The 16,688-nt window shown below is 64.4% G+C and carries 15 protein-coding genes; 7 read left to right on the top strand and 8 right to left on the bottom strand.

Features of this window, described 5'->3' with window-relative positions:
- From KBZ15_RS05450 to KBZ15_RS05440, 3 genes are all read left to right on the top strand, one after another.
- Positions 1-1,082, top strand: a 1,082-nt coding sequence (locus KBZ15_RS05450; RefSeq protein WP_255013999.1) for a peptide ligase PGM1-related protein, incomplete at its 5' end; no start/stop codon positions are given.
- A gap of 9 nt (positions 1,083-1,091) precedes the next feature.
- Complete coding sequence (locus KBZ15_RS05445) at positions 1,092-1,670, top strand: hypothetical protein (protein WP_255013997.1); 579 nt, start codon at positions 1,092-1,094, stop codon at positions 1,668-1,670.
- Positions 1,671-1,698: 28 nt separating this feature from the next.
- Positions 1,699-2,148, top strand: coding sequence for a hypothetical protein (locus KBZ15_RS05440; protein WP_255013996.1), 450 nt, complete (start codon positions 1,699-1,701; stop codon positions 2,146-2,148).
- A gap of 8 nt (positions 2,149-2,156) precedes the next feature.
- Here KBZ15_RS05440 and KBZ15_RS05435 read toward each other — a convergent pair whose 3' ends face one another.
- The 4 genes from KBZ15_RS05435 to KBZ15_RS05420 form a co-directional block, all read right to left on the bottom strand.
- Positions 2,157-3,164, bottom strand: a complete 1,008-nt coding sequence (locus KBZ15_RS05435; RefSeq protein WP_255013994.1) for a GDP-L-fucose synthase — start codon at positions 3,162-3,164, stop codon at positions 2,157-2,159.
- Positions 3,161-4,342 (bottom strand): GDP-mannose 4,6-dehydratase, encoded by a 1,182-nt coding sequence (gmd, locus tag KBZ15_RS05430; RefSeq protein WP_255013992.1) that lies wholly within the window; start codon positions 4,340-4,342, stop codon positions 3,161-3,163. Before gmd ends, KBZ15_RS05435 begins: the two co-directional genes overlap by 4 nt.
- A 66-nt stretch (positions 4,343-4,408) precedes the next feature.
- On the bottom strand, positions 4,409-4,894 hold the full coding sequence (locus KBZ15_RS05425; protein ID WP_255013990.1) for a dual specificity protein phosphatase: 486 nt from the start codon (positions 4,892-4,894) through the stop codon (positions 4,409-4,411).
- Positions 4,895-5,155: 261 nt separating this feature from the next.
- Entirely contained in the window at positions 5,156-6,130 is a 975-nt protein-coding gene (locus KBZ15_RS05420; RefSeq protein ID WP_255013988.1) for a polysaccharide biosynthesis/export family protein, read from the bottom strand.
- 268 nt (positions 6,131-6,398) lie between these two features.
- Here KBZ15_RS05420 and KBZ15_RS18515 point away from each other — a divergent pair, with 268 nt between their 5' ends.
- Together KBZ15_RS18515 and KBZ15_RS05410 are read left to right on the top strand one after the other, a co-directional pair.
- On the top strand, positions 6,399-8,663 hold the full coding sequence (locus tag KBZ15_RS18515; protein WP_255013986.1) for a tyrosine-protein kinase: 2,265 nt from the start codon (positions 6,399-6,401) through the stop codon (positions 8,661-8,663).
- 16 nt (positions 8,664-8,679) lie between these two features.
- Positions 8,680-9,144 carry a hypothetical protein gene (locus tag KBZ15_RS05410; RefSeq protein WP_255013984.1) on the top strand — a complete coding sequence of 155 codons (465 nt, stop codon included), beginning with the start codon at positions 8,680-8,682 and terminating at the stop codon, positions 9,142-9,144.
- Here KBZ15_RS05410 and KBZ15_RS05405 read toward each other — a convergent pair.
- Together KBZ15_RS05405 and KBZ15_RS05400 are read right to left on the bottom strand one after the other, a co-directional pair.
- Positions 9,141-9,611 carry a hypothetical protein gene (locus tag KBZ15_RS05405; protein WP_255013982.1) on the bottom strand — a complete coding sequence of 157 codons (471 nt, stop codon included), beginning with the start codon at positions 9,609-9,611 and terminating at the stop codon, positions 9,141-9,143. The genes KBZ15_RS05410 and KBZ15_RS05405 overlap by 4 nt on opposite strands.
- Positions 9,608-10,258: a triacylglycerol lipase gene (locus KBZ15_RS05400; protein ID WP_255013980.1), complete on the bottom strand. Its 651-nt coding sequence runs from the start codon at positions 10,256-10,258 to the stop codon at positions 9,608-9,610. The genes KBZ15_RS05405 and KBZ15_RS05400 overlap by 4 nt, the downstream gene beginning before the upstream one ends.
- A 193-nt stretch (positions 10,259-10,451) precedes the next feature.
- Here KBZ15_RS05400 and KBZ15_RS05395 point away from each other — a divergent pair, with 193 nt between their 5' ends.
- Complete coding sequence (locus KBZ15_RS05395) at positions 10,452-11,198, top strand: hypothetical protein (RefSeq protein WP_255013979.1); 747 nt, start codon at positions 10,452-10,454, stop codon at positions 11,196-11,198.
- Positions 11,199-11,213: 15 nt separating this feature from the next.
- On the opposite strand, the gene KBZ15_RS05390 is transcribed toward KBZ15_RS05395, so the two are convergent.
- Positions 11,214-13,382: a glutamine synthetase III gene (locus KBZ15_RS05390; protein ID WP_255013978.1), complete on the bottom strand. Its 2,169-nt coding sequence runs from the start codon at positions 13,380-13,382 to the stop codon at positions 11,214-11,216.
- Positions 13,383-13,552: 170 nt separating this feature from the next.
- Between KBZ15_RS05390 and KBZ15_RS05385 the strand changes: the two genes are divergently transcribed.
- Positions 13,553-15,952, top strand: coding sequence for a glycogen/starch/alpha-glucan phosphorylase (locus KBZ15_RS05385; protein ID WP_255013976.1), 2,400 nt, complete (start codon positions 13,553-13,555; stop codon positions 15,950-15,952).
- Here the strand turns inward: KBZ15_RS05385 and KBZ15_RS05380 are convergent.
- The coding region (locus tag KBZ15_RS05380) for a hypothetical protein (RefSeq protein ID WP_315859850.1) at positions 15,949-16,688 on the bottom strand (740 nt) is incomplete at its 5' end. The genes KBZ15_RS05385 and KBZ15_RS05380 overlap by 4 nt on opposite strands.

Below are 16,688 nucleotides of genomic sequence, written 5' to 3'. Positions count from 1 at the left end.
TGGTGAGCGATCTGGAGCGGCAGTTGTCGGAGCGGCTGCAGGTGCCCCTGCTGGGCACCGACCCGGCCCTGGGCTACTGGGGCAGCAAGGCCGGCAGCCGTGAGCTGTTTGCCCGCTGCGGCGTACCCCATCCCCCCGGCTCGGCCCTCACCCACAGCCTCGACGACCTGACGGAGGCCACCGCCGACCTCTGGGAGGCCAATCCCCAACTGGGCAAGTGCGTCGTGAAGCTCAACGAAGGCTTCGGCGGCGAGGGCAACGCTGCCCTGGCACTGGCCCCGCTCCAGCTGGCTGAGCTCGGTGCAGCCGGGCGGCGCCAGCGGCTGCGCCAGGCCCTTGAGCAGCTGCCGATGCCCTCCCCCAGCTGGCGTGAACAGCTGGGCCAGCAGGGGGCCCTGGTGGAGGCCTGGCTGGAGGGGGGCGAGGAGCTCAGCTCCCCCAGCGTGCAGGGCACGATTCATCCTGGCCACCCTGGCCATCCCGGCCTGGTGGAGATGCTCTCAAGCCATGAGCAGGTGCTCGGTGGCGCCAGTGGCCAGACCTACCAAGGCTGCACTTTCCCTGCTGCCGCTCCCTACCGGCAGGCCTTGATGCGCCATGGCCAGGCGGTGGGCGAGGCGCTGGCTGAGGAGGGGGCGCTGGAGCGCTACGCGGTGGATTTCATCGCCCGGCGCTTCGGCGACCGCTGGGACCTGCAGGCGATCGAGGTGAACCTGCGCCAGGGGGGCACCACCCATCCCTATCTCGCCCTCAGCGCGATCAGCGGCGGCTGCCTGGATCCGGCCAGCGGGCTCTACCACGCCCCCAGCGGCCAGCAACTGCAGTACCGGGCCACCGATAACCTCACGGCGCCGGAGCTCCGCGGCCTGCTGCCGGTGGATCTGGTCGACATCGTCACCGAGGCTGGCCTCCACTTCGATCCAGCTAAGTTGCGCGGCAGCGTTTTTCACCTGCTGGGTTGCCTTTCCGAATACGGCAAGCTCGGCATGACCTGCATCGGCCGCAGTGCCGCAGAGGCCGCGGCGGTATATGCCGCCACCGAAGCCGAACTGCTCCGGGCCGCCCGGGTTCTGAGTAGGTAGGCTCCATTCATGGACCAGAGAGCTGGAACGGGCCAGATGCTGGCACCATTGCTGGCCGCCTTACTCGCCCCCTTGCTGGCACTTCTACTGGTGTCTTGCGATGGTGCCAAGCGGCAGCAGCAGCAGGCTGCCGAGCTCCGCCAAAGGCAACTAACTGCCCTGTTGAGCCGCTGCCGCAGCCAGCAGGCGACGGTGCGGCAGCAGGTTGAGAGCCTGGCCAGCAGCAAGGCCCGGCTCAGCCGGCTCAGCCTGCAGACCTACATCCCGCTGCAGCGGCCCTTGGCTCCCGATCCGGAGCTGCTGGCGCGCTTCACCCGGGAAGATCAGGAGCTGGAGCTGGAGCGCCATGGCCAGGCCCTGGAGCGCTGGCGCCAGGCTGATCGGGCCGGAAAACGCCGCTGGCAGGAGCAGCAGCAGGCCCGCCGGGGGGCTCTCACCGCCGGGCGAGAGCAGGCCCTAGCCGAGCTCAGCCGGCTCGGTGTGGCTCCCACAGCTGAGGCCCGCGCCGCCTGGAGCAGCTGTGACCAGGCCCAACTGGAGGCTCTGAAGTCGGCACAAGCCGGTTTGGTTTTGAAGCGGGGACGTTAAACTGGCTTCCAGCGAAGTAGCCCTTGGGATGGCCCAGAGCCCGGATGGCGACACCAAGCCCCGTTCCCGCCGGCCCCAGCGGCGCCAACTCTTCTGCCCGGCCCATCCGGAGCAGCGAATTGAGGGCAACGGCAAGAAGTATTTCCTGCACCTGCTCACCGCTGAGCAGCTTCAGGCCCGGGGCATGCCCGATAAGAAGGCCCGGCTGGTGATCCAGGCATATCCGGTGCTGGTTCTGAGCAATGAGTGGCTCGAGGAGCTCTTCTGCCCGGCCTGCGGCACCAGCTGCTGGTGCCATGTCACCCGCCTTGATCGGGTGGAGCACACGGTGCGCTGGGCGCCGCGGGCCCTTTGGGAGCAGGTTGCCCATGTGGATCCGGTGGTGGCCAACCCGTCGGTGAGCGAATACAGCCGCAGGGAGGCCAGCCGGCTCAACCAGAAGCGCAGGGACGGCAAGCGATTCTTTGACGCCGGCTAGACCTAGGCCTAGAGGCGCACCAGCTGCTGCTGCAGCTGCTGGCGAAACAGGTCCACCGTGTTCTGCAGGCCCGTGGCCAGCGTAATGCGGGCCTGCCAGCCCAGGGCGCTGAGGCGACTGACATCCAGCTGCTTTTTCGGGGTGCCATCGCTCTGGCTGGAATCCCAGACGATCTCGCCGCGGAAGCCGGTTGCCTCGGCCACCGCCTTGGCCAGCTCGCCGATCGAGAGATCTAGGCCGGTGCCCACATTGAGATAGGGGATTGCCTCGGGCCCAGGGCTCCAGCGCTCGAGGGCAAACAGGCAGGCTTCACCGAGGTCGTCCACATGCAGGAATTCCCGCAGCGGGGTGCCTGTGCCCCAGCAGCTCACCTGGGTGCCCAGGCCCTGCTCGGGGCGCTCGGAGGCTTCGTGGAAGCGGCGGATCAGTGCCGGCAGCACGTGACTGTTGGTGGGGTGGTAGTTGTCGCCCGGCCCATAGAGATTGGTGGGCATCAGGCTGATGGCGTCGAATCCGTATTGCCGGCGCAGCGCCTCGCACAACTTGAGGCCGGCGATCTTGGCGATCGCATACCACTCGTTGGTGGGCTCGAGCGCCCCGGTGAGCAGGGCTTCCTCCCGAATCGGCTGGTCGGCAAATTTGGGGTAGATGCAGCTGCTTCCCAGAAACAGCAGCCGCCGCACGCCCGAGCGCCAGGCGCTCTCGATCACGTTGGTCTGGATCTTGAGGTTGTCCAGCAGGAAATCGGCCGGGTAGGTGGCGTTGGCGTGGATGCCGCCCACCATGGCGGCCGCCAGCACCACTACCGAGGGTTGCTCGGCGCCAAACCAGCTGGAAACTGCCGCCCCATCGAGCAGGTCGAGTTCGCTGCGGGGGGGGGTGAGGATCTGGCCATAGCCGGCGGCGCTGAGGGCCCGCACAATCGCCGAGCCGGCCATGCCGCGGCTGCCGGCCACGAAAATCCGATCCTGGGGCTGGATCAGGGGCGCGCTGCCCATGGGGCCCCCGTTGCTCATGGCTGGATCGCTTCGCGGGCCATCTCGACGGCCATGGGGTTGGTGGGCGGGTTCTCCATCGAGCCCACCACCGCAAAGCCCTTGAGCCGCAGGATCGCTTCTTTTTTGGCCTCTTCCTTGTCGGCTGCAACCATTTCGGCCACCAGCTCCTCAAGGGTGGTGGTGGGAACCCAGCCCAACTTCTCGCGGGCCATGGTGGGATCCCCCAGCAGGGTTTCCACCTCTGCGGGGCGGAAGTAGCGGGGGTCGATGCGCACCACCACCTCGCTGCTGCCGGAGCGGCGGCCGATCTCATGGATCCCCTCCCCTTGCCAATCGATGCCCCCCCAGCCGAGCTGCTCTGCGGTGAGTTCGATAAAGCGGCGCACCGTTTCCTGCCGGCCGGTGGCGATCACGAAGTCTTGCGGCGGCCCCTCCTGCTGGAGCATGCGCCACTGCATCTCCACGTAGTCGCGGGCATGGCCCCAGTCCCGCAGGGAGTCGAGGTTGCCCATGTAGAGGCAATCGTCGAGCCCGGCATCAATGCGGGCCAGGCCGCGGGTGATCTTGCGGGTCACAAACGTTTCGCCCCGGCGCGGCGATTCGTGGTTGAAAAGGATGCCATTGCAGGCATACATGCCGTAGGCCTCCCGGTAGTTGACGGTGATCCAGTAACCGTAGAGCTTGGCCACGCCGTAGGGGGAGCGGGGATAGAAAGGGGTGGTTTCCTTCTGGGGGATCTCCTGCACCAGGCCGTAGAGCTCGGAGGTGGAGGCCTGGTAGATGCGGGTTTTGGAGCTGAGGCCGAGGATTCTTACGGCCTCGAGGATGCGCAACGGACCTAGGGCGTCGCAGTCTGCCGTGTATTCGGGGCTCTCGAAGCTCACCGCCACATGGCTCTGGGCGCCGAGGTTGTAGATCTCATCGGGCTGCACCTGCTGGATGATCCGGATCAGGTTGGAGCTGTCTGTGAGGTCGCCGTAGTGAAGTTGAAGCTTGGGGGCCTGGCCCTCGCTGCCGGTCTCGTGGGGATCCTGATAGAGGTGGTCGATCCGCTGGGTGTTGAAGCTGCTGGCCCGGCGTTTGATGCCATGCACGCTGTAGCCCTTCTCCAGCAACAACTCGGCCAGGTAGGAGCCATCCTGGCCGGCGACACCGGTGATCAGGGCGGTTTTGCAGGCAGAATTGCTCACGGTCATCTATGAAGAAGGATTTGGGGCCTGACCCATGATGGCTCGAAATTAACATTCAAGCAATGTTAACTCTCAGGCTATCTTACGAGGAGATGGTGCGGCCGGGCTGAGCTGGGTAAGCAGCATCAAATGGACTGCTGACGGGCTGGTGCCAGGATGAACCTGGAGCATGTACTCAAGGGCGTTCTGCCGGCTGAGGCCATGCTCCCGCATCAGCCAGGCCAGGCAGACCAGGGGCGAGCGTTCGATCGCCGCCACACAGTGGACAAATACCGGCCCATGGCTGCGCAGCTTATCTAATGCCGCCAAGGCCTGCTCCAGTTGGCCAATGCTGAGGGCGGCCTGGCTGCGATGGTCTGGCAGCACCAGGCGACGACAGTGGAAGCGCTGCTCCAGGTCGGGCGGGGCAGCTTTCTCCTCGGTGGAGCAGAGGCTGAGCACCGCCGCGATGCCCTCGGCTTCCAGTCTGTTGAGATGCCGAGCTGCTACAGGCGCGGGACCAAGGGCTAGGTCTTCGACTAGCACCCAACTGATTGGAAAGGCTGAGATGGCGATCACTCGGTGACTTTAAAACTCTTAGCCGCATATCAGCGCATTGATTCAGAGCTGTCAATGGGCGAGCTGGGCAGCATGATATGCAGTGCTGGTGGGAGATTCGGCCTGAGGCTCTTAAGTGCAAATAAGACTCAGGGGTGCACAGTGCTTGTCAGGTACCCGGCGGCTTGAAAGCCTGGGAACGCTACAAGCTGTAGAGGGTAAACACTTTTTCAACGAAGAGCAGGGATTCTCTCCACGGTTGCTAATTGGTGCGAGGGCAAATCAGCGGTTATTGACAACTTCTATGAAGCCCAGTATACCTAAAAGGGGAGTCAGCGGTGTTACGACCGCAGTTAGCGCGTCGCTGGTCACAGCGAGTCCGCTGCGATTCACCACTACGGTGTCCCCATCGCGTAGGGGCGGATTCTTGCTGTTAGAAGCACCCTGGCTCAGGTCGAGGGCAAATTTCTTACGGGTGGCCGTGCCGTTGCGGTTGATCCGCACCAATTCCACATCTCCCCGATTGGCCCGCCAGGCGATTGGCCCCCCTGCAGCCAGCACCGCCTGCACCAAAGGGGTGTTGGCTGGCACCTGAACGCGGCCGCCGCCCTTCACCTCGCCAACCACGTTCACAGTGATATCTAGAGGAGCCAGGGTGGTGGAGGAAAGTTCGATCATTTCCGGCACTGGCTCGGCCGCCGCTTCGATCCGAATCGTATCGCCGTCAAATAGGAGGGGATTCTGCTGCTGGTCACCATCGAGGATCAGGGCCAGCAGATTGAGCCGGGTGCGCTTGTAGGCCCCTGCCTCGCCAGGCAAGCGGCGTTGCAGCATCACGCTGCGCAGGTCGGCGTCGGACGTGATGCCGCCTGCCTTGGCGATGGCATCCACCAGGGTTGGGAGTCCCTCATTGGTAACGGCAACGTCCCCTCGGGATTCATTACTAGCTTGCGAAAGTGTGTATAGGCCCGGATGGGATACCTGGCCCACCAGTGCCACGCGCAGTGGTCTGGGGGTGACCACCGAAAGCTGCAATTCTGGACGCAGTAACTGGCGTTTATATAGGGTCTCTAGCCACTGGCTGGCCTGGGAAAGGGTCAGACCCGTAAGTCGCACGTTGCCGAGCAGGGGTAAGCTGGCGGTGCCGTCACTGAGCAGATTGAACGGCCCTGATAGTTCCGTTGCCGCCAAGAAGCGCAGCGAGAGGGAATCCCCCGGCCCGAGGATGTATGCATCGTCCTGATCGCCAGTCAGCATCTGGGCTCTCACCCCTGCCAGAGGGGAGAGACTCAGCACAAGCGAAGCCGCTACGGCGAAGTGGCGGAATCGGCCTCGCTTCATTGCTGGATAAGTCAAGTCCCGTAATTGTAGCGGGCGCGCAAGGGGCTTTTTTTTTGAACTTCGCTATGGTTGCGGCAACTTAGGCGATGCGAGTCGCTTGACTAGGATGGCCCCGTTAAATTCCACCCCCCAAGTTGACAGGCCTTCGGCTGCCCCGAGCCCAGCCCAGCTAGCCAGGCTGCCAGTGAGTCAAGTCTCTGGTTCAGAGGAAACCCCGACCGAATCCGAGGGATTAAATCTGGGTGAGCTCTGGCAAGCAGTGCGCCGCAGGCGACGTCTGGCCCTGTTGGTTGGGACGATAGTGGCCGCCAGCGCCTTTGGCTCAACCCTCTGGGAGCGGACCTTCTCGCCCATCTACCAAGGTAGCTTTCAGTTGTTGATCAGTGACCCCATCAGCACCGGAGGTGTTGCTGCCGCCGAGGGTGGCGCGGTTGAAACCTTGGCTCGCAACCGCACGAGCATCGACTTCCCCTCCCTGGTGGAAACCCTGCGCAGCCCGATGGTGCTCGATCCCTTGCGCCGCCAGCTCGGGCCGGCCGGGGGGCTGCTCGGTGCAGCCCAGGTGAGCCAGGTAGCCGATGGAGTTTTGTCAGTATCGCTCTCTGGCAGTAAGCCGAGCGAGATCCAGGCAGCCCTCGACAGCCTCAGCGCGGCCTATCTGAATTTCGCCATTGATCAGCGCCAGCGTCAGCTTAACGAGGGCCTCAAGTTCCTCGATGAGCAGGAACCCAAGCTCCAGTTCACCGTCAACCAGCTCCAGGGTCAGCTGGCCGCCTTCAGGCGGCGCTACAACCTCCTCGACCCGGAGACCGAGGCAGGCGCACTTAAAACCGAATCATCTGGTTTTGACGGTTTGGAGCGGGAGCTGGATGCTGAACGCAGCCGCCTAGAGAAGTTGCGCCAGGGAGTGATGGCGGGCACCCTCACCTCCTCTGGTTTCAGTACCGTTTCAGATTCGGGGGTCACCGTCACCCAGGCCAACGGAGATCTGCTGGCCCAGTTGCAGGGCGTCGAAGAGCAACTCAGCCTTGCCCGCTCCACCTATCGAAGCGATACGCCCCGCATGCAGAGCCTGACGGCCCTGCGCACCCGCCTGGCCGGTCAGTTGCGCAGCAACCAGCTCGAAGCCCTCGATACGGCCCTCAGGCTCAATGCTGCCCGGGCCAGCACCATTGCAGGCCAACGCCGCCAGGTTGATCGCAGGTTTCTGAAGCAACCGGCCCTGATCAAGGACTACGAACAGATCCAGCAGCGGCTCACGGTGGCCCAGGAGAACCTCACCAACTTCCTCACCACCCGCTCCACCTTCCAGCTGGAGCGAGCCCAGAAGTCGGTGCCCTGGACTTTGCTCTCTTCGCCCGCTGTGGATGGCAATCCGGTTTCCCCCAAGCTGAAGCAAGGCCTGACTAAGGCTATTCTTTTTGGCTTAATTGCCGGAATGGGGGCGGCGATCCTGCGGGATCGCTTCGACCACGTCTTCCGCCGTTCCGTTGAGGTGCGTGATCAGCTAAAGGTGCCCCTGCTTGGTCACATTCCCCACCTACCATTCTTCAAGGATGTTAAGCAGAGCGGTCGCTTTCAGGTCGATGAACTGGATAGGGATTCGGTGAGTCTTGGTTCATCGACTGGCCCCTATCTGGCAGGCTCAACGCCAGCAGCCCAAGTCTACCAGCGCTTTGCCTACAAGGAGGCCTTCCGCAACCTCTACACCTCCCTTCGCTTCCTTAACACAGATCAGAACCTCCTCACCGTCGGCCTCACCAGCTCCACCCCCAGCGAAGGCAAGAGCCTTGTAAATGTGCTGTTGGCCAAAACCATCTCTGAAATGGGCCAGCGGGTGCTTTTGATTGACTGCGATATGCGCAAACCCCAGGTCCATCACCGCCTAGGCCTCAACAACCTGAATGGTCTTTCCAACCTGTTGACTGAAGACTACCATTGGCGTGAGCTCCTGCTGCCCGTTAAAGGCTACGACAATTGGTGGGTGATCCCTGCTGGTCTTCGTCCGCCCGATCCCACCCGGCTGCTCAGCTCCAGCCGCATGAAGGAGCTGCTCCAACAGATCAGCCAGTCGGGCCAATTTGATCTGATCCTGTTTGACACCCCGCCCGTACTCGGTATGGCTGATACTGCCCTGCTGGCGCAGCACCTCGATGGCCTAATCCTGCTGGTATCCCTCGACGGGGTGGATCGCAACCTGCCCAAGGAGTCCCTGGCCAGGATCAGCTCTACCGGTGCCCCCTTGCTAGGATTAGTGACTAATGCTATGAAGGAAGAACTAAAATCACCAAATGAAACCTTATATCAAAGATATGGCTATGCCGAAGCTGATGGGGCATCTGATCAGGCCAATGCGCCTGCCACCACAACCTTTGACTGGCCCCTGCGGCCCCAGCTCCTCCAGCTCCGCAAGCAAGGCACTAGCCTGCTGCGCTGGATCGACGGCTAGCTCCCTGCCAGCGGCCTTGCTGCTCCTGCTGACCGGCGCCCACCCCGCCGCTGCCTTCACTTGGACCCTCGGCCCGCCGCCGCCCCTTCCCCCCCTGCCAAGGGCCGCCCTGGCCACCGCAAAGCCCCAGCCCCAAGCACTGCCAGCTATCCCAGCATCATCAGGTTGGCAATTTGTTGCTCAGGCCCAAAAGCCCCGCTGGGAAATAGTTCCTGGCCCTGCTTCCACCCCTGCCGCCAGCGTCAGCCTGGCCTCAGCCAACCCCCGCTGGGAGCGGGTGCCTCCCCACGAACGCATCCTTCATTCCCAAGTTCTGGCCATTGTTGCCACACCTGATCCGATGGAGCTGGTTCAGCTCGATCGGCCAGCCCTGCGCTGGGAATCGGTGCCGGCTTCCCAGCCCACCTATGCCGCCTACGGCTCAATCGAAAGTTCGGCCGTTCGGCCCGTGCTCGGCCGTCGGGTCTGGTTCCGCTTCTAAGGGCGCCGCTCCAGCAGTCTGATTAGCCTCAGGCGGTTGTAGCGCTGTATCCAAATACAGGGCAGGTTGAAGCCGCAGGCAAACAGCAGGTTAAGCAAAACTCCCGCCGGTGCCAGCCAGCTGGATGTGACGATCCAGAAGGGCCAAAGCAGCAGGTGGACCAGTTCTGCCCTTCTGGTTTCCAGCATCAGCCGCTCCAGATCGGATCGATCGCGGCCCACCAGGGCCGCCTTGGCAACCCCTTTTGGTAAGGCATTGCCAGCATCGGGGAGCCAGCCTTTCCAGCGCCGAATCGCCAGTCGCCGCTCGAAGCCCTGGCGGCTTTCTCGCCAGGGCCGCCGCCAGATCCACTGCCCCCCAGCCAGCCAGCTGGTGGGGATCCTGTTTGCAAGGGCTCCCACCAGCAGGCTCCAGCTGAGCCAGCCCAGGGCGCATTGCAGCAATGCCTGGGAAGCGCTGGCGCTCATGGCCGCAGCAGCTCCTCGGTGAGTGGCTCCAGCGCCCGCGCCGAGCGCAGCAGCTGGGGATGGGCCCACACCGGCAGCATCTGGCATCTGCCGACCGGCAGTACGGCCCGCCAGCCCGGCAGCACCGCCAGATCGATAGCTGAGTAGAAGCTGCAGCATTCGATCCCAGCCAGGTTGCTGAGGTTGCCGTTGAGCTGCTGCAGCAGTTGGCTGCCATACCTGAGATCGGCTATCCCAGCCAGCAGGCGACCTGGCCAGGGGTGGGCGGTGAGGGTGCCCTGCTGGGGACTGCCCACGCTGGTTAGGCGGCGGGTGCGCCGGTGGCCCCCAAGCAGTTGCACCCAGGTGCGGGCAATCACCCCGCCGATCGAGAAGCCCAGCAGGTCCAGGGGCTGCTCGCGCCCGAAGGCCGCCTCTATGTGGCTGCCCAGCAGTTCCGCCGCTTCCCGCACGGGGGTGAGTCCAAGTCGTAAGGGCAGATCTGGCAGCAGCAGGGGCTGGCGCCGGTTGGCCAGGCTGCGTTTGAGGCCGTTGAACACCAGCGGGCTATCCAGCAGCCCATGCACAAGTACCAGGGGAGGGCTGGGCTGGCCGCCCTGGTCATCGAGATGTGAAGACCTGGCGCCGTTCTCGCCGCTATCAGCCATGGCTCCTAGGATTTTCTTAAGATTCAGTTTGCATGAGGTGTTGGTGCGGCTGTCCTCCCTGTTGGCTTTAGCAGCTCTGGTTGGCTTTGTGATCGTTGAGGTGGTGCTGCGTCCGGCCTGATCGGCAGCGACCAACACCGCCGCAGCGGCTCAGAGCCCCTAGGGTCTAATACCTACCGGCTCCCGGCAGCCCATGCTGAACACCCTTGCTTTTGTGCTCGCCGGGAGCCAGGAGCTGCCCGGGGAAGACGCGGACTGGCAGCAGTTGGTGGCCGCCCAGCAGCGGGGGCCAGGGCTGGGCCGCTCGCTGCGAATCTTCCGCCTCCCGGATGGCTGGTCGGGCAGCCTTGACCAATTGGTGGGCAGCGGCAGCGCCACCATCGCCGGCGAAGACCCCCTGCCCGAGCCCTTGCCAGGCTCGGCTCCCCGCCGCGCCCTGGTCTGCGACGCCCTCGTGCCCCAATTGGAAGTGCCAGCCCTGTGGATCGGCGTCTATGCCCTCAGCGGCCAGGCTTGGCCGGAGGGGGGCGGGCCGGCTGGCGCCCCGCCCCTGCAGCTGCAGGCAGTGCAGTTGGTGGATCGCTTCGCCCTTACGGAGGCGGAGAACGAAACTTGCTGGTTCTATCCCACCGACAACGGCTCCTACCTCTGCTGGGAAAACCAGCTCTCCCTTAGCAAGTTGCCCGGCTGGCTGCCCGAGCAGGGGATCCATGGGGCGCCGATCGCCTATGACCGGGGCGAGGTGCATGTGCTCTGGTCGCTGATGGCCGACGATGCCGCCCTCACCTGTGTGGGGCTCACCTACCAGCGGCGGCGGATCGAGTGGCCCCTGACCCGGCGCACTCCAGAACCCAGCTCCACCTGGACCTGGTTTGAGGTCGACACCATGGCCGACCCCAGTTATCGGGAACACGCCAAGATCAGCGTGTTCCCCCAGTGACGCTCCTGCAGTAACTCAGCGCACGAACAGCATCTCCTGGTAGGTGGGCAGGGGCCAGAGGTTGTCGTCCACCAGGGCCTCCAGGCTATCCACCACCTCCCGCAGTTCCGCCATCAACGGCACCAGGGTGTCGGCGCTATAGCGCATATGGGCTTCGGTGCCATGGGGTGGATTGGCAATGGCGGCCTGTAACTTGCCGCTGATGTCCATCAGGGACTGGCACAATTCGGCGACCTGCTTGGAGCTTTCCGGGCACACCTGGATGCCGAGGGTGCTCTGCAGTTGCAGGGATTCGGCCAGCTCGCCCAGATAGCGGATTGCCGCCGGGTACACCTGGGTGCGGGCGATCTGAACGGCCAGCTTGGCCTCCACATCGATCGCCAGGATGTACTGCTCGGCGTAGACCTCAAAACGGCTCTGCAGCTCGACGGCCGAGAGCACGCCGGTGCGCTCGAACAACTCGCGGATATCCGGCCGCTCCAGCACCGGCAGGGCATCGGCGGTGGTGCGCAGGTTTTCCAGGCCCCGCTCCGCCACGGCCATGTGGTGCCATTCTTCCGAGTAGCCGTTGCCGCCGAACACCACCGCGCCGTGATTGGTGATCGTGGTTTTGAGCACGGCCAGGGCCCCCTCCTCGAGGCCGAAACCGCTGGAGAGCTTGGTTTCCAGTTCGCTGGCCATCCAGTTGAGCGAGTCGGCCAGGATCGTGTTGAGGGTCACCAGCGGACCCGCCACCGACTGGTTCGAACCCACGGCGCGGAATTCAAAGCGGTTGCCGGTGAAGGCGAAGGGCGAGGTGCGGTTGCGATCGCCGGCGTCCTTGTCGAATTCCGGCAGGGTATCCACGCCGAAGTCCATCACGCCGCCGAGGGCTGAGCCGGAGAGCCGGCCCTCGCGGATCTGGTTGAACACATCTTCCAGCTGGCTGCCCAGGTACACCGAGATGATCGCCGGCGGGGCTTCGTTGGCGCCGAGGCGGTGGTCGTTGCTGGCGGTGGCGATTACGGCCCGCAGCAGGGGCCCGTAGAGGTGGACGCCGCGGATCACCGCTCCGCAGAACATCAGAAACTGCAGGTTTTTATGGGGCGTCTTGCCCGGATCGAGCAGGTTCCCCTGGGTGGCATTGCCGATCGACCAGTTGACGTGTTTGCCCGAGCCATTGATGCCGGCAAAGGGCTTCTCGTGCAGCAGGCAGGCGAGCCCATGCTTCTTGGCAGTGGCACGCAGAATCGTCATGGTGAGCTGCTGGTGGTCGGTGGCCACGTTGGCCGCCTCGAAGAAGGGCGCCAGCTCAAATTGGGAGGGGGCCACCTCGTTGTGGCGGGTTTTGGCCGGGATCCCCAGGCGGTACATCTGCCGCTCCACCTCCTGCATGAACACCTGCACTCGCTCCGGGATGGCGCCGAAGTAGTGGTCGTCGAATTGTTGGCCCTTGGCCGAGGGGCGGCCGTAGAGGGTGCGACCGGCCAGCAGCAGGTCGGGCCGCAGGGGGATATAGGCGCTGTCGATCAGGAAATACTCCTGCTCGGCGCCGCAGCTGGAGTTGATCGGGGCGATGGTGGTTTCACCCAGCAGGCTGAGCAGCTTGTGGGCCGCCTTGTTGACGGCGGAGTTGGAGCGCAGCAGCGGTGTCTTCTTATCGAGGGCCTCACCGGTCCAGGAGACGAAGACCGTGGGAATGCAGAGGGTGACCCCGTTAGGGGTCTGCATCAGGTAGGCGGGGCTGGTGATGTCCCAGGCGGTGTAACCGCGGGCCTCGAAGGTGGAGCGGATGCCACCGTTGGGAAAGGAGGAGCCGTCAGGCTCGCCCTGCACCAGCACCTTGCCCGTGAACTCGGTGAAGACCGTGCCGTCGCCCTGGGGGGAGATGAAGCCGTCGTGCTTCTCGGCGGTGGTGTTGGTGAGCGGGTAGAAGACGTGGGAGTAGTAGAGGGCACCGCGGGAGGTGGCCCACTCCTTCATCGCCTGGGCCACCACGTTGGCCACCGACACGTCGAGCTTGCTGCCCTCCTTGATGGTGCGCTGCACCGACTTGAAGGTCTCCTTCGGCAACGCCGCCTTCATCTTGTCGAGGGTGAAGACGTCACTGGCCCAGAGCTCCTCGAGCGTCTGTATCGGCGCAGTGGCAATGGGTTGGCGGCTGAGAATCTTCTCGATGGCGTCAAGGCGGGGTTGGGAGGGCATCGGTTTGCGGGAGAACATCAATCCATCTACCCAAAGCCTTCGACCTGCCCTGAAATTGCCGCCGTTGTTACCACTCGAGCGATTCGACCGCAAAATTGTCTGGCTTTCCCCACAGCGGCCCTGCCAATTCCAGCTACCTCATTCAGAATTTCATTTTGGGAAAGATGGGGATGGCCTCTGTCGAAAGCAAGGCGCTGGTGGAATCGATGCAGCGTCATCTCTTCTTCAGTCAGGCCAAATCCGCCTCCCTGGCCACCCGCCACGACCACTATCGCTGCCTGGCCCTGGCGGTGCGAGACCGCCTGCTGCGCAACTGGGTGGATACGGCTGACACCTACACCCGCGAGCACGTGCGCACCGCCACCTACTTCTCGGCGGAATACCTGCTCGGCCCCCACCTCGAAAACAACCTGGTCAACCTGGGCCTGGTGGAGGCGGCCCGGCAGGCCTGCACCAGCTTGGGCCTGAACCTCCAGGAGCTGATCGCTGAGGAGCCCGAGCCCGGCCTGGGCAATGGGGGCCTCGGTCGGCTGGCCGCCTGCTTCCAGGAGTCGATGGCAACCCTGGAACTGCCGGCCATCGGTTACGGCATCCGCTACGAATTCGGCATCTTCCGCCAGCAGATCACACCCCATGGCCAGGTGGAGAGCACGGACCCCTGGCTGGCCCAGGGCAATCCCTGGGAGCTGATCCGGCCCGAATGGAGCTACCCGGTGCAGATCGGTGAGCACACCGTGATCGGCGTGGCCTACGACACGCCAATCCTGGGTTACGGCGTCAACACCGCCAACACCCTGCGGCTGTGGTCGGCGGTGGCGCCCGAGGCCTTCGACTTCGCCTCCTTCAATGCCGGTGACTACACCCGGGCCGTGCTGCGCAAGATGCAGTCGGAAACCCTCTCCAAGGTTCTCTACCCCAACGACGAACTCGACCAGGGCAAGCGGCTGCGCCTCTCCCAGCAGATCTTCTTCGTCAGCTGCTCCCTCCAGGACATGTTCCGCATCCTGCGGGGCCAGGGCCTGGAAGTGACCGAGTTCCACCACAAGTTTGCGGTGCAGCTCAATGACACCCATCCCGCCATCGCCGTCGCCGAGTTGATGCGGCTGCTGATGGACGTCCACGGCGTCGACTGGGACACCGCCTGGTCGATCACCACCGCCAGCATCAGCTACACCAACCACACCCTGCTGCCCGAGGCCCTGGAAACCTGGGGCGTGGAGCTGTTCGAGCAGCTGCTGCCGCGCCAGCTGGAGATCATCTACGAGATCAACTCCCGCTTCCTTCGCATGGCCCGGATTCGCTACCCCGGCGACTTCCAAATTCTGCAGCGCATCTCCCTGATCGAAGAGGGCCCCCAACGGCGGGTGCGCATGGCCAACCTGGCGGTGGTCGGCAGCCACCACGTCAATGGCGTTGCCGAGTTGCACAGCACCCTGCTCAAGCAGCACCTGTTCGCCGACCTGGCCCGGATCTGGCCGGAGCGCTTCACCAATGTCACCAATGGCGTCACCCCCCGGCGCTGGCTGGCGGTGGCCAATCCGCCCCTGGCGACCCTGCTGGACGAGGTGATCGGGGAGCGCTGGCGCACCCACCTGGAGGAGCTGGAGGGGCTGGCGCCCTATGCCGATGACCCGGCCTTCCTCGAGCGCTGGCAGGCGGTGCGGGATCTCGGCAAGCAGCGCCTGGCCCAGTACATGCGCAAGGAGTTGGGGGTGCTGGTGGACCACACCTCCCTCTTCGATGTGCAGGTGAAGCGCATCCATGAATACAAGCGCCAGCACCTGGCGGCCCTGCAGATCGTCGAGCGCTACCTGCGTATCCGTGAGGGTGAGAACCTGCCGCCGCGCACCTTCGTGTTCGGCGGCAAGGCGGCGCCGGGCTACGCCATCGCCAAGCTGATCATCCGGCTGTTGGTGGGTATCGCCGACGTGGTGAACATGGATCCGGCCATGGATGGTCGCCTCAAGGTGGTGTTCCTGCCCAATTTCAGCGTCAGCCTGGGCCAGCTGGTGTATCCGGCGGTTGACCTCTCCGAGCAGATCTCCACCGCCGGCAAGGAGGCCTCCGGCACCGGCAACATGAAGATGGCGCTCAACGGGGCCGTGACGATCGGCACCCTCGATGGGGCCAACATCGAGATCCGCGATTGCGTTGGGGCGGAAAACTTCTTCCTCTTCGGCCACACCGCCGAGCAGATCGAGCAGCTGGGCCACAGCGGTTACCACCCCATGCCCTGGATCGAGCAGGATCCGGTTGTGCGTCAGGCCCTGGAGCTGATTGGCTCGGGCTATTTCAGTGAGGGCGATGGGGAGCTGTTCCACCCGCTGCTGGCCAGCCTCACCAGCCATGACCCCTTCCGGGTGATGGCCGATGTGGCCGATTACCGTCGCGCCCAAAATGAGGTGGATGGGGCCTGGATCAACCGCAGCCGCTGGGCCCGGATGTCCCTGCACAACACGATGAAGTGCGGCTTCTTCAGCAGCGACCGCTCGATCGCCGACTATGCCGAGCGGATCTGGAAGGTGGCGCCGGTGCGGGTGCAGGCCAGTGCCGATGCGCCGGTGCCCTAGCCGGCAGCCGCTGCCACCGGTTGGTTCTGAGGGGTCTCCTTGAGGGAGGGGAAGTTGGCCCCCATCCAGGCAGAGAGGGCAGGGCCAACCTGGGCGCGAAAGGCGGCGGCTCCAGCGGCATCCAGCACCGGGTAGGAGCGGGCGCCCTCCGGGCGCAGGGGTTTCCAGTTGCTGCTCTCCTTTTGCTTGAGGGCCTGCAGCGGCGCGTCGAAGTCGAAGCTGAGCAGGCGGCCCTGGCTGGCGATGGCCTCGATCCAGGCCTCCCGGGCGGCCAGCAGTCCTTTGGCCTTGAGCGTGTCCGGCAGGCCGAGCACCGGTTGGAGCTGCTCGAGGGCCCCCAGCTCCGCCTCCAGCAGGATCACCCAGGCGGCCTCTTCATCGTCTGCTAGCCCCACTTCTGCGGCGCTGGCGAGCATGGCATCGCGGTAGAAGCTGAGCCAGCGGTAATGGGACTTCTCCTGGATCGTCTTCTTCAGAGAGCCCTTGCCATGGGCGGCCCGTTTGGGCAGGGCGGCTTCGGCCCGGCGCAGCAACACCCGGTCCTCCGGCTCGAGGTTGATGGCCCCCCAGCGCTGGCGGTACTCCCAGAGCTCCTCGTACTGGCGCACTTCTTCGGCGGTCCAGCCCAGTTCACGGAGTTCCTCACCCCTGCTTGCTTCGTCCTTCGCCACCAGCTCGCCTGTTGCACTGGCTCGCAGCGGAGAGGTCAGCGCACAACCAGCACCGGACAGGTGCT

The sequence above is a fragment of the Cyanobium sp. BA20m-p-22 genome, from assembly GCF_024346275.1.
In the GTDB taxonomy this organism is placed as follows: Bacteria; Cyanobacteriota; Cyanobacteriia; order PCC-6307; family Cyanobiaceae; genus Cyanobium_A.
This window is presented reverse-complemented; position numbering and strand designations above follow the sequence as displayed.